This is a genomic window from Leptolyngbya sp. BC1307 (genome assembly GCF_002286735.1).
Lineage (GTDB): Bacteria > Cyanobacteriota > Cyanobacteriia > Phormidesmidales > Phormidesmidaceae > Phormidesmis.
The window spans coordinates 1-17459 of the sequence record NZ_NRTA01000010.1 but is presented as its reverse complement, the minus strand read 5'-3'; the positions used below and the strand labels follow the sequence as shown (position 1 = coordinate 17459).

Annotated in this window: 18 protein-coding genes and 1 tRNA gene; 9 read left to right on the top strand and 10 right to left on the bottom strand. The window is 52.4% G+C overall.

All coding sequences use genetic code 11. From position 1 onward, the window contains the following. The 4 genes from CKL79_RS07930 to CKL79_RS07915 all read left to right on the top strand — a co-directional run bounded on the left by CKL79_RS07930 (position 1) and on the right by CKL79_RS07915 (position 2774). Positions 1-1035: a hypothetical protein gene (locus CKL79_RS07930; protein ID WP_121969048.1), complete on the top strand. Its 1035-nt coding sequence runs from the start codon at positions 1-3 to the stop codon at positions 1033-1035. A gap of 70 nt (positions 1036-1105) precedes the next feature. Further along, a tRNA-Gly gene (locus CKL79_RS07925) sits at positions 1106-1176 on the top strand. A 444-nt stretch (positions 1177-1620) separates the two neighbouring features. Continuing rightward, on the top strand, positions 1621-2310 hold the full coding sequence (locus tag CKL79_RS07920) for a DUF5671 domain-containing protein (RefSeq protein WP_121969047.1): 690 nt from the start codon (positions 1621-1623) through the stop codon (positions 2308-2310). Then, positions 2307-2774: a hypothetical protein gene (locus tag CKL79_RS07915; RefSeq protein WP_121969046.1), complete on the top strand. Its 468-nt coding sequence runs from the start codon at positions 2307-2309 to the stop codon at positions 2772-2774. The genes CKL79_RS07920 and CKL79_RS07915 overlap by 4 nt, the downstream gene beginning before the upstream one ends. 29 nt (positions 2775-2803) lie before the next feature. Here the strand turns inward: CKL79_RS07915 and CKL79_RS07910 are convergent, their stop codons facing one another. Then, the gene (locus CKL79_RS07910) at positions 2804-3409 is read right to left on the bottom strand and encodes a hypothetical protein (RefSeq protein WP_205879035.1); all 606 of its coding nucleotides are present in this window, start codon (positions 3407-3409) and stop codon (positions 2804-2806) included. Between the two features lie 159 nt (positions 3410-3568). Between CKL79_RS07910 and CKL79_RS07905 the strand changes: the two genes are divergently transcribed. Beyond that, complete coding sequence (locus tag CKL79_RS07905) at positions 3569-4348, top strand: DUF475 domain-containing protein (RefSeq protein ID WP_121969044.1); 780 nt, start codon at positions 3569-3571, stop codon at positions 4346-4348. A 10-nt stretch (positions 4349-4358) separates the two neighbouring features. Here CKL79_RS07905 and CKL79_RS07900 read toward each other — a convergent pair whose 3' ends face one another. The 7 genes from CKL79_RS07900 to CKL79_RS07870 form a co-directional block, all read right to left on the bottom strand. Continuing rightward, a complete protein-coding gene (locus CKL79_RS07900; RefSeq protein ID WP_121969043.1) occupies positions 4359-4760 on the bottom strand; it encodes a type II toxin-antitoxin system VapC family toxin in 402 nt (133 codons plus the stop codon). Beyond that, a complete protein-coding gene (locus CKL79_RS07895) occupies positions 4748-4975 on the bottom strand; it encodes a hypothetical protein (RefSeq protein WP_121969042.1) in 228 nt (75 codons plus the stop codon). The genes CKL79_RS07900 and CKL79_RS07895 overlap by 13 nt, the downstream gene beginning before the upstream one ends. A 58-nt stretch (positions 4976-5033) precedes the next feature. Next, the gene (locus CKL79_RS07890; RefSeq protein WP_121969041.1) at positions 5034-6491 is read right to left on the bottom strand and encodes a RecQ family ATP-dependent DNA helicase; all 1458 of its coding nucleotides are present in this window, start codon (positions 6489-6491) and stop codon (positions 5034-5036) included. Positions 6492-6691: 200 nt separating this feature from the next. Then, positions 6692-7594 (bottom strand): outer membrane beta-barrel protein, encoded by a 903-nt coding sequence (locus tag CKL79_RS07885; RefSeq protein ID WP_121969040.1) that lies wholly within the window; start codon positions 7592-7594, stop codon positions 6692-6694. Positions 7595-7865: 271 nt separating this feature from the next. Continuing rightward, positions 7866-9992 (bottom strand): cation:proton antiporter, encoded by a 2127-nt coding sequence (locus CKL79_RS07880; protein ID WP_121969137.1) that lies wholly within the window; start codon positions 9990-9992, stop codon positions 7866-7868. Between the two features lie 323 nt (positions 9993-10315). Next, a complete protein-coding gene (locus CKL79_RS07875) occupies positions 10316-11845 on the bottom strand; it encodes a YifB family Mg chelatase-like AAA ATPase (RefSeq protein ID WP_121969039.1) in 1530 nt (509 codons plus the stop codon). Then, the gene (locus tag CKL79_RS07870) at positions 11805-13103 is read right to left on the bottom strand and encodes a hypothetical protein (RefSeq protein ID WP_121969038.1); all 1299 of its coding nucleotides are present in this window, start codon (positions 13101-13103) and stop codon (positions 11805-11807) included. Before CKL79_RS07870 ends, CKL79_RS07875 begins: the two co-directional genes overlap by 41 nt. 365 nt (positions 13104-13468) lie before the next feature. On the opposite strand from CKL79_RS07870, the gene CKL79_RS07865 reads away from it, so the two are divergent. From CKL79_RS07865 to CKL79_RS07850, 4 genes are all read left to right on the top strand, one after another. Then, positions 13469-14092, top strand: coding sequence for a PTPA-CTERM sorting domain-containing protein (locus CKL79_RS07865; RefSeq protein ID WP_121969037.1), 624 nt, complete (start codon positions 13469-13471; stop codon positions 14090-14092). Between the two features lie 142 nt (positions 14093-14234). Then, positions 14235-14879, top strand: coding sequence for an HpsJ family protein (locus tag CKL79_RS07860; protein WP_121969136.1), 645 nt, complete (start codon positions 14235-14237; stop codon positions 14877-14879). A gap of 45 nt (positions 14880-14924) precedes the next feature. Further along, positions 14925-15848, top strand: a complete 924-nt coding sequence (crtC, locus tag CKL79_RS07855) for a cyanoexosortase C (RefSeq protein WP_121969036.1) — start codon at positions 14925-14927, stop codon at positions 15846-15848. A gap of 25 nt (positions 15849-15873) precedes the next feature. Then, positions 15874-16416 (top strand): Uma2 family endonuclease, encoded by a 543-nt coding sequence (locus tag CKL79_RS07850; protein WP_121969035.1) that lies wholly within the window; start codon positions 15874-15876, stop codon positions 16414-16416. 149 nt (positions 16417-16565) lie between these two features. Here CKL79_RS07850 and CKL79_RS07845 read toward each other — a convergent pair whose 3' ends face one another. Both CKL79_RS07845 and CKL79_RS07840 read right to left on the bottom strand, forming a co-directional pair. Further along, a complete protein-coding gene (locus CKL79_RS07845; protein WP_121969034.1) occupies positions 16566-16940 on the bottom strand; it encodes a hypothetical protein in 375 nt (124 codons plus the stop codon). Positions 16941-17057: 117 nt separating this feature from the next. Further along, positions 17058-17459, bottom strand: a 402-nt coding sequence (locus CKL79_RS07840; protein WP_240518737.1) for a transposase, incomplete at its 5' end; no start/stop codon positions are given.

Genomic DNA, 17459 nt, shown 5'->3' with positions numbered 1-17459 from the left:
ATGGTCTCTCCTCTACAAACCTGGCACCATTCGCAGCCTCGATACCTCTGGCCGGTATTGGGGGGGCTCTCGGTACTGACCCATGTCGGTTTGCTGGGGCTGAGTTTGCCCTATGTGCTAGAGCTGATGCAGCCCAATGGAGACCGTTCGGCGGCGATCGCTACCCCTGTTGAGCTGGTAGTCGTTGACCCAGCAGATGACCCCATCACCCAACCATCGTCTGCGGCTAGTGAAGAGACTGCAGATAACCTGACGGAGACAGCGCCTGAAGCTTCTAGCGGCGTCGAACAGACACCACCAGCCGAGAGTAATTCTGCTAGTGCTGGGCTGTCTGACTCCGAGAGCCCTACCCCCGATCCGGTAGAAAGTCGCCCTAGCCCTAATCGCTCAGAGCCAGAGCCCGCCGGTCCCGATGACTCAGACATATCAGAGAGCGATGGGTCGGCAGAATCTTCCGATGATCGGCCCTCTCCAGACCAACCGGTGTCAGACCAAGCCCCTTCAGAGGATCAAGCCTCTTTAGGGAATCAAGCCTCTTCAGAAGATCAAGGCGAAGCTGATGCACCGGCGCAAGTCGACGAACCTTCAGGGCCAGCGACGATATCTGGAGACCAGCCGCTTGAGTCGCCTGATCGCTCAGCGGGTACTGAGAGTGAGCAAGCCGCCGCGCTCAGCATTGTTTCCCACCAGCAGGTACCCGAACAGTTCCAGTTCGATATTACCGATACGCCGCCCGTACCCCTGTACGACGCGGCTCCGACCGCTGTGACGCTGCGACCCAGTGAGTCCCAATGTCAGCGGATAGCGTTTCCTCAGCCGCTAGCGACCTATCGAGTAGCGATTCGCCCGGATGGCACAATGGCGCGAGCAACCCCCTGGACGGAAGGGGAAAGCCGGGATTTGAGTGATTCGGAAAAAGCGATCGCCTGTCTGCTAGAGTCAGCGGGGTTTGCCTTTGAACCGGCGCGAATTGAGGGCGAGCCAATCCTCAATGACAACCTGCTATTGACGGTAGAAGTGACTGAATCGAGGTGAGCGCGTCTGGGCGTAAAGCTGGCCCTGCGTGATAGAGTATCTAAGCTAATATGAGATAGCGTCACCACGAGCGGGTGTAGTTTAGTGGTAAAACCTTAGCCTTCCAAGCTAATGATGGGGGTTCGATTCCGCCCACCCGCTTTAAGTCTGAAAGCAGTGAAAGTAAAGTTCTGAATACGGCTTTGTTTCGCAAGAACCTGGTCGTTGGTGCTGTGAGATTAAGCAGGATTGATTCGGATGATGGATCGCGCTGTCCCGATGGCGGCGGCGATTGAGTGCTTTCTTAGGTCAGACTAGCGAAAATTATTTACCTTCTATTTTTGTGCTGAATCGCGGGCCTCAAAAGGATTGAGGATTGCAACATCTGCTCGCTCAAAGTCTGTAACGTGGCGGGTAACAACACATAGATCGCAGTAGAGGCTGAATCGATTTATGAGTCCTGAAAATATTATGGGTCTCAAATTAAGAATTAGGTAACCGATGTTACAGAATAAATAGACAGCAATCCTAACGCAAAACTGTCTACTCGATAGATTGTGTTGATAAATCGCGTGCTAGCGTCGAGCCAAGAGTTTTGTGTTTGCTATGGCTGACTTAACTGAGAATCCGCCGCCGCCAGGGACTCCAGGAGAGGCTTCAGAGATCGTCGCCTTTATTGAACGGGCGCGCGATCGCGGCGCATCTGACGAATTTATCACCTACTTACTCCGGCGCTTCGGCTGGCCTGAGCGCAACATTGAGCGGGCCTTTTTTGAAGTATACGAACGGCTGACCGGCTATCCTATGCCAGCGCCGCCCCTGGGCGGTGGCGAATCGGCCAAAGATGCCTTTTCTTACCTGCTCGCTTTTGCCATGTTGGGCCTGTGGTCGCAGGCGCTCGGGCAGATTGCCTTTGTGGTGATTAATCAGGCTCTGCCGGATGCCACCCAAACGAGCTACGGCGCTTATTACGAACTGGCCTTTAGTCTGGCCCGGCTAATTGTGGCTTATCCGGTCTACCTGTGGGTGATGCGTCTGCTCAATCGGGAGCTGGCCCGTCATCGTGAAAAGCACTTTTCGGGCGTACGCAAGTGGTTAACATACCTGACGCTGCTGATCGTCGCCCTGATCGGAATTGGGACGCTGATCGCCTTTCTCACGTCCTTTTTACGCGGCGAGCTGACGACCCGGTTTGTGCTAAAAGTGCTGACTGTGCTGGTGATTGATGGCGGCATTTTCCTTTACTACCTCAACTGGCTACAGCGATCACCCACTAACGTCAGGACAAGACGATGAGCAAAACAAGCAACCGATTAATAGATCGAGCCTTTGTGATTGCGTCTTTGCTTCTGGTGATAGCGGGTATTGGTGCTGGCTTCGGCATGCTCGGTTCTCCTAGTCAGCAGCGGCGAGTTTCTTTAGATGAAGAGCGGGTGCAAGATCTTGATAACATCGCCCGGCAGCTGAGAATGCGAGAGCAGGGAGTCAGCGAACCCGAGGGCAAACTGCCAGAGCAGCTTTCCGAAGAGTTTCAGTTCGATAAAGATCCAGTTACCGGCGATCCTTATGAGTACCAGCGGCTGAGTGACACTACCTACGAGCTATGCGCCACCTTTGCTACCGACTCTAGCGAGTATGCCAGAGACCAGTCGTGGTTTGACAATCAGTGGCGGCATCCAGCCGGGCGGCATTGCTATCAGCTAGATACAGCCTCAGAAGGGCCACTGCCCGAATCGTTACCGCCTGTACCGCTCGAATAAGGTGTAGCGGTCGGTCTGGCTAAGGACAGCTATTGCTCTTCCAGGTATAGTAAAAAGCTCATCAGCTCTTCATCAGTGAGCTGAGTGCGCGATCGCTTGCCATAGGTCTTCTCCAGATACTCCCGGCCCTGAACGCTGGTCCAGCCGAGCCGCCTTAGCTCCACATCAGTTTGGGCAATCACGTCGGATAGATCGACAGGTAGGGCACTGGCGTTGAAATTTTCCAGGGCGATCGCCGCTGCAGACGGCTGAGCAGGCGTCACCGGGCTCTCTTCAATCGCGTCAATGGGTGGTCCCATATCTTCTTCTGGTTGCTCAATTTCTGAGAACTCCTCATCTGTAGGCGGTGTAGAAGGTGCTTCAGCAGTAGGGAGACTGGTCGTCGCGCCGTTGGCTAACGCGGAAGGAAGGGCGTCATTATCGGCCAAAATGCCTAAGACGGCGAGGGCGCGATCGCGGGCTCTATCTTCAGCGATCTGAATATCGATGCTCGCAGCTAGACCGGTTGCCAGCGTTGCGCCCTGGTTCATAACGGCGGCACGCACCACATATTGACCGTCATACATAGAGACCAGATCTGCAGTTAGACAGCCTTCCGGATAGCGGATTCTAAATTTTTCAAGGGGCGTGACCACAGGCGGCTCTAGGTGACGGTATTCCGAAACGGTGTAGCTTTTGGCTTTCGTCTATTCTAGATAGGAGAGGGCAGACATGGCTTCATCTTGCTACAAAGGAGGATAGTTCTTGCCTGTCCTGGGTTTCATCTAAGAGGAATTACTCCTCATACTTAATACATGTTAGATCGCTTGCTCGATATGTCTCCTACGCTAGGGGGAGATACGCTACTGCTGCTACCCGTGCTGATTATGCTGGAGCTGGTGCTCTCAGCAGACAATGCGATCGCGCTGGCGGCGATCGCTCAGGGACTCCAGACAGAAGCCTTACAGAAAAAAGCGCTCGATATTGGCTTAGTCGCGGCTTTCGTCTTGCGAATCACGCTGATTTTGGCTGCTAGCTGGGTGCTCAACTACTGGCAGTTTGAAGTGGCCGGAGCCGCTTATTTGCTGTGGCTGGTCTATCAGCACTTTATGACCGGTAGCGACGATGACGAGTCTCGCGGCCCAAGATTCAACTCTCTATGGCAGGCAATTCCGACGATTGCCCTGACTGATTTGGCCTTTTCGCTAGATAGCGTGACAACGGCGATCGCCCTTTCTAAAGACGTTTTGATTGTCATGTTAGGCGGCACTATCGGCATTGTCGCCCTGCGCTTCATGGCCGGTCTCTTTATCCGCTGGCTAGACATTTACGTTCGCTTAGAAGACGCCGGTTTTGTCACCGTTGCCCTAGTCGGTATTCGCCTTTTGGTGCGAGTGATTAATCCCGATTGGGTGCCGCCTGAGTGGGTGATGATCAGTCTTATATTTGCTCTATTTGCCTGGGGCTTTTCTAAACGGGCAGAAGACGATACCGCCGATACGGTCACAATTCCTGACCTGTCTGGCGAAGTCACCGACGCAGCGGATGAATCGCTAGCTGTCGCCAGTGAAGATAAGCAGCCTGAGAAGATTTAGGCGTCATCATTTATCTCATCAGGCAATCGGCTAGCTCGGCATACTGTAGAAACAAACGATCTACGCTCGCTAGCTTTGCACCATAGCTCAGGGCTGTGGCAATAATCATACGGTCAAACGGATCTCTATGAACGGGTGATAAACTGACCGCTCGGCAAGTCACCTCAGCGGTCAAAGGAAATAGTTTGATGCCAACAGCGTCAAGCGCTGCGTCGAACCATTCTTGGGCCAAGGCGGGTAAAACCAGTCGTCCTTTTTGATGAGCTAGAGCAATCTCATAGCAAGATACCGGGGAAATCCCGACTTGTTCAGCAGCTTCTATTCTTTCTATCCACCCTGGCGGAATTCTATCGAGGTTGCCGTTGATAAACCAAAGCCAAATATGGGTATCTAGAATGATTATTTCAGACATTCCCAGTCATCTTCGTCAACGATAGGGCCAACAATATCTCCTAAAATCTTGACCTTCCCGGCTAGAGCTGCAGGTGGTGACCGCCGCCTAATAGCCTTTGTAGGAAGGCTTTCTTCTAAGACGGTGACAATGATGCGGGCTGAACTCACATCGGGCTTTTCAGTTAGCCACTTTACCTGACCCGCTTCATAGATAGCTTCGTAACTTTTGAACATAGCTGCCTTAACCTTGTCTAAATGCTTCCGTTCTAACTCAATTTTACCGCTTGCTAGGCTAACGGCAGCGATCGCACTGCCCGCAGCGCATGCCCTTGGCCTCTTGGGTAAAGCCAAATTCTTCTAGCAGCACCTGCCAGCGACACCGCCGGGTAAACAGATAGCGTTTCATCACGCTCGCGGCTGATGCCTGATGTTTTAACGGGGCTGGTTTATGGGTCTCTAGCTGGTAGGTAAAGGGATCTAGCCAGCGCAGCTGACCCCGGCGGTGCAGCAGGGCCAATGCCTGATCGCCCTCCTGAAACTGCCTGCGAACCTCGTTAATATGACCTTCAGCCGGAAGCTGACGCACTAATTTCAGCGCAACCTGCTCTAACTGCTGAGCCTTCCGCTCAAAAAACTGCCAGCGCTGCTTGTCTTCGGGTGCTAACAGGCCAGTTGGCTCACTCACAAAAGACAGCGCCTGAGCCGGCTGACCGTCGCGCCCTCCACGGCCTACTTCCTGCACGTATTCTGCGATCAGGCTGGGCACTTCGTAGTGCGCCACAAACCGACAGTCAGGCTTATTAATGCCCATGCCAAAGGCAGAGGTGCAGACCACAAACTGACAGTTGCCGCTGATCCACTGCGCCTCTATCTCCCGCCGCTGGGGAGCTGCTAGCCCGCCGTGATAGGCCCGCACAGCGTAGCCCTGACTGACGAACCATTGCGCCAATGCCTCAGCCCCTCGGCGGGTACGGGCGTATACCAGTCCTGGCTGCTTGCCCTGACGCTGAATAAAATTGAGCAGCGCGCGCTTGCGACCACGCGGCGTCCAGACCGTCTGCACAGACAGGTGCAAATTGCTGCGGTAGGGGTTGAGACGGATAATCTGAGGGTGCTGTAGCTGGAGAACGGTCTTGAGGGCTTGCTGAGTAGTGGGATCGGCGGTGGCCGTGAAAGCAGCGATCGCAATTTTCTCTCCCGCAGGCTTACAGGCTAGCAGCGCCGGGCGCACGGCTCCTAAACGGCGGTAAGTGGGCCGGAAGCGATCGCCCCACTGAGTCAGGCAGTGCGCTTCATCGAGCACTAGCGCATTGATCTTCACCTGAGGCTGACAGAGGACTTGCCAGACAGGTTCGCTCAGCAGCGTTTCGGGCGATAGATAAAGGAGACGCAAGCGGTTGTTTTGGAGCGCTCTCAATACTCGCCAATGCACCTGACTATCTAGCTCACTGTGTAGGGCGGCGGCGGGTAACTGCCGGTCTCTGAGCTCCTGCACCTGATTTTCCATCAGGGCCACTAGCGGCGATATCACCAGGCTCACCCCCGTTTTGAGCAGCGCCGGTAGCTGAAAACAAACCGACTTGCCGCCACCCGTTGGCATCACCGTGATCGTATCTCGGCCCTTTAAAAGCGCCAGGGCAATCTCCCCCTGCGGCGAGCGAAAGTCCTCGTAGCCCCACACCTTTTTAAAAGTTTCCCGCAGACGAGCTATATCGGCTGCCCAGCTCGGGTTTTCTGTAGACTCAGCCATTTTTCTGGCACCCAAATTCTCTGTCTTCAGCGTTCCCCGCTAACCGCGACAGATACTGCTGGCATGACGGTTAATCAGACCTCATCTGCAACGACATAGCAAAGGCATAGCAAAAGCGACTGAATGACTATTCACTCAGTCGCCTTTCATATTTCTGGCTAACGCACTGTGTGCGCTGCGCTGCCGGCTAGTCAATCACTCTAGCGGAATCCGCCAAAGTTGTAGCCCACACCGATTGTCACACCAAAGTTGTCACTATCGCTAAACAGCCCTGAGTAGTTGGCTTGAGCGTTGGCTGTAAATTGTCGAGCGACCGGAACATCTACGCCAGCTGACAGCAGCAGTCCAAAGTTGGAATCATTACCACCGACATAAGACGCCCCGACACCGGCGTAGGGAAGAATTCGAAAGCTCTCAACGTTAGTTGTGAACCGGCTGAACTCATAGGTAACCGGCACCAGAACCGCAAAGTCATTGCCGACTAATACAGAAGGGCGCACAGCAATTTGGTCGCTAAGAGAAAGTTTGCTGATAACCGCAAATGAAACATCGTCTGCTGTCCCAAAGTCAGCGCCGATACCGATAAAGTCCGAGCTGCCGCTAACAGCGTTCCGGGTGCGGCGGCGGGCCTGGGCAATCTCGGCAGGGTCTTCAGCTGTGGGATAAGTCAGTTCGGTAGCGTCTGCAGTCGGCAGAACCGGCGTAGCCCCTTCACCGAGCGCTAGACTGTCTGCTGACAAGTTCTCAGGTGAAAAGTTTTCAGGCTGCGTAGCCTCAAGCTCAGCTTCATCAAAAATGGCCTCGGCGGTCATTGCAGGAAGCTCATTGCTGCTATCAGCTAGCTCACCTATGGCAGGCTCTTCAGCGCTTAGCTCGTCTGTCATCAGCTCGTCTGTCATCGCCTCAGCCGGCTTAGACTTATTAGCATTCAATTCATCTTGCTCTAGCTCACGGACGCCGTTGATAGGCTGCTCCTCTGTCGGCGCTGACTCAGCTACCGGATTTAAGCTCTCAAGCACAGTCTGCGCTCTAACGGGCAGCTGAGCCCCCGTAACCAGCAGCAATAAACCCATCGACCCTAACAAAACCTTCTTTGCAGACATGTCAAACCACTCCTCAGAAATTTGTAAATACGGTTCACGCAATCCGTATCTCAAGATTACTGCGAATCCTATTAACTTGTTTCTATCTAAATAGAGAAGAATCCTGCTTTAGAAGTGCTCAGGCTCAGTTTTCTACAAAAAACGCTCGTCAAAATACGTAGCAAGCATATTTCTTGGTATATATTATGACGATTGCTTGATTGGTATAGCTAGCTTACGGTAAATCGAAGGGATTTAGGGCCGAAGGAATTTAGGGCGTGAAGCTGTCTCTTTAGCGAGCTGCTGATAGCCGAGGTGACGGCATTGGGGAACGTACCGGTTGACGAAGTAGCTGGGGGTGGGGTTCACCCACCAAAATCGTAGATCCTGGCAGTTGCTCCAGTAAAGGTGTTGTGTTTGCACCCATAGTCAGACCGTTACTGCTGCGACGGCGCTGCGATCGCACAATGACCAGATCATAGCTACGGGCTGCTTTAGCAATAGCCGAGACCACATTCTCCCGAACTAGCAGCTCAATATTGATAGAGCGACTGCCAGGTGGCAAACGATCTACTAAAATCTCCAACTGTTTCTTTAAGCGGGTTCGGTGAATTTCTGAGGTGCGTGGGCTACATACGTGCAGCAGCGTGATTTTGGCCTGGTTGGCGATCGCCAGCACCTGAGCAAATCGCAGCACGCGCAGCGTCATCACCGACGGGTTTTCGATGGGGATCAAAATCGTTTTAAAGGTAGCCGGGGGGTTGAGCAGCTTGGCTACCACCACGGGGCAGTGGGCCGCTCTCATCACCTCGTCTTGAATACTGTTAAATAGCTGCCTGCCAATTCTCGACTGCCGGGCCAATCCTAGAACAATCAGGTTTGCGCTTTCTTCGCGGCTAATGTGAGAGATGGCCTGAGCCACGCTATAGTCAATTCGCAGTCTGGGATCGATGGTAGTTTCAAACTCATCGCCAATTGCCTGGGCCTCTTCTAAGCGCTGACGGCTGCGGGTCACTGCTTTTGTCAGCTGCGGTGAATCCATCTCCGGCTGAGCTAGGGCAACGGCCAGCGGAATTACCCGTCCATTGGCGTACTGAGCAACAGCAGCGGCGAGTTCGATCAGCGATCGCTCGTTTTCGGGGTTATAAACCGGTACCACTACCGCAAAAGAATCCGGCACGTCGCTAGGCGGCGGTAGCCAGTCTACTGAGTCAGAATCATCAAAGGTCTTCTGGAGCGCCAGTTGCCCGGCGGCGTAAGTCGTGACCAGGGGGCCTAAGATAGCCGTCACCAGCATCAGCAAAATAACGCTGTTGAATACTTCGGTATTAATGATCTCTGCCTGGTAGCCCACTAACGCGGCTGCCAGCGTTGCCGCAACCTGAGGTATCGACAGCGACCACATTGCCCAAGTTTGTATCCAGCTGTACTGATATAGCTGCCGGGCCGCAAGTGCCGCGAGCAGCTTGGTAGCCAGCAGCATACCGACAATTAATAGTGGCAGGCCAATCGACGCCAGAATGTCGCCAAACGCCTCAAGGTCGAGCAGTAGGCCCATATTGACAAAAAACATAGGGATAAACAGAACGCTGCCCAGAAATTCTGTTTTTTCCTTGACTGGCCCATCGCCGACGACGCTGTTGATAGCCAGCCCGGCTAAGAATGCACCAATAATATTTTCAACGCCGATCAGCTGCGCCACTACTGCTGATAGAAAAACAGACAGCAGCACAAACAAGAACCGGTTGGCTTCATCTTTGCCAACTTTGCGAAAGAAGAGTTTGCCTAGCTGCTTGAGGCCAATAAGGACGGCGATCGCATACAGCCCTAACGACCCTAACAGCGTCAGCAGCTTGACTGCTGAAAAATCACCCTGGTTAATGCCCAGACAAATGGCCAGCACCAACAGCGAGCCAATATCTGTGAAGATGGTCGCCCCAACTGTCACCGTGACTGCTTCATCATCGACTACGCCCAGCCTCTGGATAATGGGATAGGCCAAAAGCGTATGCGAAGCCAGCAGAGAGCCGATCAACACGGCAGCGAGCCAGCCAAAGCCAAACAGCAGCCCGACGCCGATACCGCCCGCTAGGGGAATAGCGAACGTCAGAAATCCGTAGCCCATCGAGCGATCGCGCGTTCGCTGAAACAAAATCAGATCAATTTCCAGCCCAGCGACAAACATCAGATAGATTTTGCCAATCTCTGAAAGCAGCTTCATCGTATCTGAGTCAGCATTTAGCCAGCCCAGCCCACTGCCGCCAAAAACAACGCCAGCTGCAATCAGCCCGACCAGTCCGGGCAGCTTCACCCGCTCAAATAATGGCGGCGTTATTAGCACAATTGCCAGCAGCAGTACGAAAGTAGCAATGGGCGCTTGCAGCGTCTCAGCAGCAGGTTCCATTAAAAATAAAAACATGGCCATTTCTCCCTATAGAGAAGGCTAGAGACACAGTGTCCCTAGCCATTGATGCTTATGAATAACCAAAAAAAGCTCGATTATAGCTATCCATAATCGAGCTTTTTTTTAGATCTGTCTCTATATCACAAGAGAGAGGTTGAAAGGTTGTTACGTAAAGCTGAGTAAGCCCAACGTAGCGATGCGGCAATGGCAAGGCTATGGCCGAAAATTCCAAAAGAGTCTCAATATCACGGCCTCAATAGTTTTGTGAGTGGTTTTGTGAATGGTTTTATGTGAATGCAGGGTGAAGCCAACTGCAAACTCCGTCGGTACAGTCAGGTTTACTGCATCCGATCAATGGTTCTGTATTGAATGGCTTCTGCTACGTGATGAATTTGAATCTCAGGGTCGCCCGCCAGGTCAGCGATGGTGCGGGCTACTTTGAGAATCCGATCAGTGGCCCGCGCTGATAGACCAAGCTTGCGTATAGCGCCTTCAATCAGGCTGCGAGTGGCTTCGTCAAAGGGGCACCACTGGCGAATGTGACGGCTCTCCATATCGGCGTTGCACTGTAGGGCGGGTTCTTCAGCAAACCGGGACTGGGCACGATGGCGGGCGGCTTCTACTCGCGCTCTGACCGTGGCTGACGCTTCACCTTCGGGTTGACGGGTGACTTCTTCGGGCTTGAGCCGACCGACGATCACCTGCAGGTCAATGCGATCCATCAGCGGGCCAGAAAGCTTGGCCCAGTACTGCTCGCGGTTGCGCGGGGTGCAGGTGCAGGGCTGAACGGTATCGCCAAAGTAGCCGCAGGGACAGGGGTTGGTGCTAGATACCAGGGTGAACTGGGCGGGAAACTCTACCGATTGGCGGGTTCTAGAGATGGTGACTTTGCCGTCTTCTAAGGGCTGGCGCAAAAATTCGAGGACGCTGCGCTTGAATTCTGTTAGTTCATCTAGGAAAAGTGTGCCCCGGTGAGCTAAGGAAATTTCGCCGGGTTTGGGAAAGCTGCCGCCACCGACGAGGGAGGGGCCAGAAGCAGAATGATGAGGACTGCGAAAGGGCCGCTGATTAATCAGGCGGCCTTTTTCTTTCAGCAATCCGGCGACAGAATGAATCTGAGTGACTTCTAGCGCCTCAGCAAAGGTGAGAGGCGGCAGAATGCCTGGCAATCGCTTGGCTAACATCGTCTTGCCGCTGCCCGGCGGCCCAATCAGGCAGAGGTTATGTCCTCCTGCGGCGGCAATCTCTAGGGCGCGGCGAGCTTGAGCCTGACCTTTTACATCACGCAGGTCTGGACCGGCGGTCGGCGCTTCTAATAAAGCTAACGACTCATGACTACTGACCGGCTGGTGGTTTTCGGGGCAATTTAGGAAATCGACAACGTCGCTGAGATGTCTGAAGCCATAAACCTTGATGCCTGGGACGATGGCGGCTTCTTGAGCATTGCCCTCAGGCAAGATCAGCCCTTTGAGACCGAGCTTTTGGGTGGCTGCTGCGATCGCTACCACCCCTGCTACTGGCCGTAGCGTTCCATCCAAAGACATCTCACCCAGCAACAGATAGTCATTTAGCAGCGTGCCATCTACTGACTCCGAAGCTGCCAAAATACCAATCGCAATCGGCAAATCATAAATCGGCCCCTCTTTACGCACATCTGCCGGGGTCAGGTTGATCACTACCTTGCGCATTGGGAAAGCAAAGCCCGCATTTTTGAGCGCCGCTCGCACCCGTTCTCGCGATTCTTGCACAGCCGTATCCGGCAATCCCACGACGACGACTCCTGGCAATCCGCCTGAAAGATCGACTTCTACACCCACTTTTAGCGCATCAATTCCAATCAGTGAAGCACTCCAGATTCTCGCCAGCATGGTGCGTCTTCGCCTCTAAGTTATCGCGCTCCCTATCGTGCCCAAGGTGCTTAGCAGACAATCGAAAAGAACGATCCGCTAAATAGGTGATTTTGTCTGTCTTCCCTTCTAAGCCTGTTGATTGCCAGTACCAGAAAGCTACTGCTAGTGGCAGGATGTATTTATCCCACGGATAAGCCTTGATCATGAGTAGGCTGTTGAATAGAACAATGAAAAACATGAGGTTGGGCTGAGAAAACCGCAGGCAGGCTAGTAAAGAGAGGCCATAGAGCACGCTCATCTGTAGAGCACGATTAGGCAGCAGATCTAGGAGATTCATCAGGTTGCCGTGGGCTTCCATCTGCGGCGGAAATGCGGCATACGCTATCAGTAGGGCTACTGCAATCAGCGCGGCTTTTCTCCAGCGTTGTCTTAAGCGCCGGAGCTTGGAGAGTGGCTGAAATAGAACAAACTCTGGAATGACGATGTATAGGCCAATATAGGCTAGAAAATTAATGGCTGTATTAGGTGCGAAAGCCCAGGTTGTTTCTTGAACGGTAGGAACGCTGCGAGTGGCTACTGCGATTTCGGGGGCTAGCCCTTGAAATAGGTAAATCCACCCGAAGATAGAGAGCGTTGCGACTAGAGGTGCTATCCACCGCTTTTGCTCGACCAGGCTAATACTGTGAAAATATCGAATGTTGATGATCGCAACTATGAATTCGTAGGTGGCGATCGCCGCTGGAAACGGCAGCATGTATTGGCGGGAGGCGATCGCTAAAATAAAAGCAAGGCTGCTGAGAATATGGCGATTGTGGACATAGCTCACCAGCCCCATTAGCATCCAAAAGCAGGCGATCATTTCGGTGTAGATGCGCCCGCTCAAAAACAGATAGTACGGGCAAAAGAATAAGCCAATCACACATAGAATAGCTCTGCCGCGCTTGTCTCGGCTAGGCCAGCCGATAATCAAGACCATGCTGATAGATAAAACAAAATTTAGCAGTCGGCCTGCAAATATGCCCTGATGGAAGAGATGTTCTATCGCGCCGAAGATGATAAATGGTAAAGGGGTGTTGAGTTCGCCGTAGTTTCTTAAATCATTAAGGCTGGGAATCAGGCGATCGCTAAACTGTAAGATGGTTTCCCAATAGGTCTTTTCGTCCCATAGCTTAGGCCCCTTTAAAAAATCGAGCCAGACTAATAGCGCGATGTAAGTGGCTGTGATACCCAGTATAAAAAGAAACTTTTGCTGGGAGCGGCTAAATTGAACATTCATCAGCAGTGAGGAGCCAGCTATAGACTGGTCTCTAGATTCTGTCTGCTGCGGCCTGTATCAGGAAGGTTTCAGTGAACTGAACTACTTTGATAAGATTCTACTGCCAAAGTTTAGGCCGAATAAAGGGCGCGGTGCTTTAGCCAAGATGGCTAGGAGCCCTTAAAAAAATAGGGGGTGAAATTACTTTATATCCGGACCCTCTATCTATTACCAGAATATTTAGGTTAGGGAGTGCTGTCTGAGCGGTTCAGGTTCTTGTCTGATTTGTTTAGATGCAAGAGAAACTAAACGAGCTCTTTGGAAATTCAATCACTGTATCTATCCGATCACTGTATCCAAATTACTTCAACCGACGGTAAAAAACAATGATGCTCAAAACATTCGCTCTTGGCGCAGCTACGGCAGCTAGTGTCATGGCAGGTGTCGCTCTAGATACCGCTCCCGCGATCGCTGCTACGGCTAAGTTCACAGTTGGCGGCAATGTCGATTTCACTAATCCTGCCAGTGGAGACACGACTCTGAAGTTTCGGAACGCAACACCTGTTGAAGGTTTCGATTCCGCTTTCACCTTCATGCCAGGCTTAAAGGTTAACGACTTGACGCTAACAGGGATAGCACCTACCTTCAACGCAACCTCTTCGCCTGTATTCCCGTTTATCACCGGCTTTCAGTTTAAGGGCAATGATGCGGTACTCAACCTCAATGCCGGAGAAAACCTGGTCAAGGCAGCAATTGGGGCTAACGGCGGCGGCACTTTTAGCACGGATCTACCGCTGATTGGTACGATCAGAAGAGTTGGCAGCAATGATTTGCTGGCCAACTTTACAGCTTCTATTGCTGCTGTCGAAACTCCCCTTAACAACAACTTCTCTTTTGATGTGGATGCTACCGAAATTCCTACGCCAGCTCTTTTGCCAGGGCTAGTGGGTATCGGCGTTGCTACACTGCGCAAGCGGAAAGCGGAAGCTTCGAATTCTGTTGATGCTTAAATAATTTGACAAGAGGGTCGCATCTGGCCCTCTTTCGCTGTCTTTAGCTATTTTTAATGAGCTGAAAGGAAAGGCGCTGTAGTGAAGCGGTATGGAGTTTTTCTTTTTAAGCTTTGATTACTCTTCTCTATCAGTTTTTAGTATGACCAGTATTCGTAGACCGCAAGCCTCGTACGCTAACCAGCCTAAGAGCGAAAATGATTCCCCCTATAATGCTAAGCAGGTTTGTCTGATTGTAGGGCTCACCTGTCTGGCTGGTTTTTGTATTGATACGTTGACTTTGGGCTTGCCGCCTAGTCCGTTCAATCTGCAGTGGCGGGTTAACTTTTTGCAGCAGGTGGGCGATCGCAGCATCATTCTTTTGTTTGGATCTGCATTGCTGCTCTATAGTCAGCTCGGCAACCGGCGGCTCACAAGGCCGCTATCACTAATTTGTCTGGGCGTTGGCGTTGCCTTTATGCTGTCGTGCATTTTGATAATTCGCGATAGCTTAATTTTGCAGGAGCAGGCGGTTGGCAATATCACTACTCAGGCGGAGCAGCTTCAGGCGCAGATTGAGGAGAGTAAGGGCAGTCCTGAGCTGCTGGCTGAAGTTACCCCAGAGCAAATTGCGCAGGCCGAGCAGCAATTGACGAGTCAGGCGGAGCAATTGAAGCAAAATGCCCAGACTGGGATCACTAAGGCAGGGCTAGCAAGTATCGGTAATTTGATCGCTGTAGGCGCTGGTCTAGTTGGACTAGGTCGGTTTGGGCTGACGAGTGCTCGACGAATGGCTAGTGGCCGATGAGTCAATTCATAGAAATACTACCGCTTTTAGAAGAGGTTGCATAAAATGGTTCGTCTCCGGCAGGTAGGGAAGGCATCGGTTCTGTCTGGGCTGCGAAGCTGTACTAGGAGTCTTCAGGGCTGGCTAACTTTGCTGGGGCTGTCGGTGGGGCTTTGGTATCTTCCGGCCTGGGTAAGCGGCTTAGTAAATCGCGGCCCGCAAAGTACCGATGGGTTTACGCTGGCGGCTTGCTTTGTAGGGCTGAGCGGTTATCTTTTGTGGAAACAACACAAGCGGCTGACTTCATTAGAGGCTTCTGAAGAAGATCGCTTACTGGGCCATGTCCTCATTCTTTGCGGAGTGGGTTTGTTTCCTCTTTGTCGGTTTGCAATATGGCCTCAAGCCTTGCTATGGGGCCTAATTTTAGCAGGTATAGCCTGTAGTCATTGGGGGCTGAAGTTTTTTGCGGAGCAAAAGATGCTGGCTATGTCAGTTTTTCTGACGCTATATCCTCAGCCAGCGGTGACGGCGCGACTGCTGTGGGAGGCGGTAACCCCCTACCAGTTTTTAGAAAGGCTGATGGCGCAGGCTGGCGCTTTATCACTGAGCGGGTTGGGGTGGCAGGCGTCGGCAGCAGACTCGTTCGTGACTTTCCCGGAGGGCGCGGTGGATGTTTATTGGGGTTGCAATGGGTTTGATATGGCGCTGACGATGGCAGTAGCCGGGCTGTTCATGGGTCTGTTTTTGAAGCAGAGTTGGCTGCGGATTTTAGGGTTTATTGCGATTGGGATTGTGGCATCGCTGATTTTTAATGTGCCGAGGGTGATGCTATTGGCGGTGGCTTCGGTGTATTGGGGACATGGCTGGTTTCAGTTTTGGCACGGGCCTTGGGGCGGGCAGTTGTTTTCGGGGGTGCTGTTTACGGTTTATTATTATTTGGTGATGTGGTTGGCGAACCGTTGGTCTCAAGCGAGTTCTTCAGTAACGTGATGGTTGTTGCCTTATGTAGGTAGAGATGCGATCAATCGGCCCTCACGTTCGCGGAGCGTCTCCGAAGGAGATAGAAGTGATCGCCTTGATTCGCGGAAAGCTAGATTTTGAGATTGAGCGCTTAAGCCTGCCTTACTTGATCCCACAGTCTTGCTTGGTGAAGCCCTATAGAGAGACGGAGGGCTACCTGCCGGATATTATCGTTTTAGATAGAGAAAAAGTAAAGGAAGATCCGTACTGGCAAAAGTACTCCAGCATTTCAACCGGTGACCCGGTTAAGCTAATTGTTGAGGTTGTTAGCACCAACTGGCAAGACGATTATCTGACCAAGTTAGCCGAGTACGAGAAATTAGGTGTGCCCGAATACTGGGTGGCTGACTATCGCGCGTTGGGCGGCGTTCGGTTTATTGGCTCCCCAAAGACGCCAACTGTGTGGGTTTGTGAGCTAGAGCGCGAAGAATACCAGGCGGGAAAGGCATTCCAGCAAGGGCAGTCGCTAGCGTCTTTGACTTTTCCGGAGCAGGCGTTGGCTGTTGATCAGATTGTCGCTATCGGACAGCGGTCGTAGAGCTGTAGACAGGTGAAGTTGCGTTGGTCGCTTGGCTGAAGCACAGTATTACAAGTGGACCTTTGTATAACAATAGGCTAAATGACTAGCGGCATGCGAATTTATCCGCACGCCGCTATGTTGACTGACAGAGCACTTCTTATCTGTAGCTACACCAATGCAGGAGCCGGTTTATCTGCTGCTAACCGTCGTGATCGCCGTCGCTCTGATTTGCGCGTGCCGCCTGCCATTTCATATTCGCTGCTGTTTTTGCCAAATTGGGCGGCGACACCTGTTAACATGCGATCGCACATATCGGCTAGAGATTTTTCGAGATCTTTGAAGTCGTTGTAAGCCTGATCGATTGCTGAGAGCTGGGTGTTGTATGTCTTGAGGGCTTCGCGGGTTTCTTCTAGAAGCTGATCGTAGGCATCGGTGGTGAGGCTGTTGCCAAAGTCTAGTTCGGGCGAGATTGACAGCAGGGCGGCTTGGCGAGACTGGGCTTTATCGATGATGAGCGAGCGTTGCTTTTTTCTACGTGGCATGGTTGTTATCCTCCGAGAGATAGCACTAACGTAGTTGCGGACGTGGCTGGCTGATAACCGTAATTTTAAGGATTTATGGCAATAGCTCAATAACCGCTGGTAGAAGGCAAGCTTGTTTTAGCTTGCAACAAAACAAGCCGACTCAGCAGGCAGGGCCTGAGCCGTTGCCTGAGCCGCTCTTTGTCTAATGACATCAGGCAACAAGGGAACAGTGTCATCGTGTTTGAGCCTGGAGGTCAAATATTGCCAGAACGAAAAGCCCAGCTTGCGACAGGTTTTTTTGAGGCCGACAAAGGTGTCACGCGCCTGCCTGCCCAAGTCATGGCGAGTGGTGCCACTAATCTTACGACGAGTGACCATCTCGCGAATATCAGATTCAGCGGCATTGGTATGCAAAGGCAGCGCTGGCATCTCCAGGACGCGCAGGAGTTCTGCCTTGTGGTTGGTAAACTGCTTGAGCACCGCGTTTAAGGGCGCATTGTCCTCGAAGGTCTGTGCAAAGATGGCATCAAAGCCTCG

Coding starts and splice junctions, on each gene's coding strand:
- CKL79_RS07930 (WP_121969048.1), top strand. CDS start 1: ATGGTCTCTCCTCTACAAACCTGGCACCATTCGCAGCCTCGATACCTC.
- CKL79_RS07920 (WP_121969047.1), top strand. CDS start 1,621: ATGGCTGACTTAACTGAGAATCCGCCGCCGCCAGGGACTCCAGGAGAG.
- CKL79_RS07915 (WP_121969046.1), top strand. CDS start 2,307: ATGAGCAAAACAAGCAACCGATTAATAGATCGAGCCTTTGTGATTGCG.
- CKL79_RS07905 (WP_121969044.1), top strand. CDS start 3,569: ATGTTAGATCGCTTGCTCGATATGTCTCCTACGCTAGGGGGAGATACG.
- CKL79_RS07900 (WP_121969043.1), bottom strand. CDS start 4,760: ATGTCTGAAATAATCATTCTAGATACCCATATTTGGCTTTGGTTTATC.
- CKL79_RS07895 (WP_121969042.1), bottom strand. CDS start 4,975: ATGTTCAAAAGTTACGAAGCTATCTATGAAGCGGGTCAGGTAAAGTGG.
- CKL79_RS07890 (WP_121969041.1), bottom strand. CDS start 6,491: ATGGCTGAGTCTACAGAAAACCCGAGCTGGGCAGCCGATATAGCTCGT.
- CKL79_RS07885 (WP_121969040.1), bottom strand. CDS start 7,594: ATGTCTGCAAAGAAGGTTTTGTTAGGGTCGATGGGTTTATTGCTGCTG.
- CKL79_RS07880 (WP_121969137.1), bottom strand. CDS start 9,992: ATGTTTTTATTTTTAATGGAACCTGCTGCTGAGACGCTGCAAGCGCCC.
- CKL79_RS07875 (WP_121969039.1), bottom strand. CDS start 11,845: ATGCTGGCGAGAATCTGGAGTGCTTCACTGATTGGAATTGATGCGCTA.
- CKL79_RS07870 (WP_121969038.1), bottom strand. CDS start 13,103: ATGAATGTTCAATTTAGCCGCTCCCAGCAAAAGTTTCTTTTTATACTG.
- CKL79_RS07865 (WP_121969037.1), top strand. CDS start 13,469: ATGATGCTCAAAACATTCGCTCTTGGCGCAGCTACGGCAGCTAGTGTC.
- CKL79_RS07860 (WP_121969136.1), top strand. CDS start 14,235: ATGACCAGTATTCGTAGACCGCAAGCCTCGTACGCTAACCAGCCTAAG.
- crtC (WP_121969036.1), top strand. CDS start 14,925: ATGGTTCGTCTCCGGCAGGTAGGGAAGGCATCGGTTCTGTCTGGGCTG.
- CKL79_RS07850 (WP_121969035.1), top strand. CDS start 15,874: ATGCGATCAATCGGCCCTCACGTTCGCGGAGCGTCTCCGAAGGAGATA.
- CKL79_RS07845 (WP_121969034.1), bottom strand. CDS start 16,940: ATGCCACGTAGAAAAAAGCAACGCTCGCTCATCATCGATAAAGCCCAG.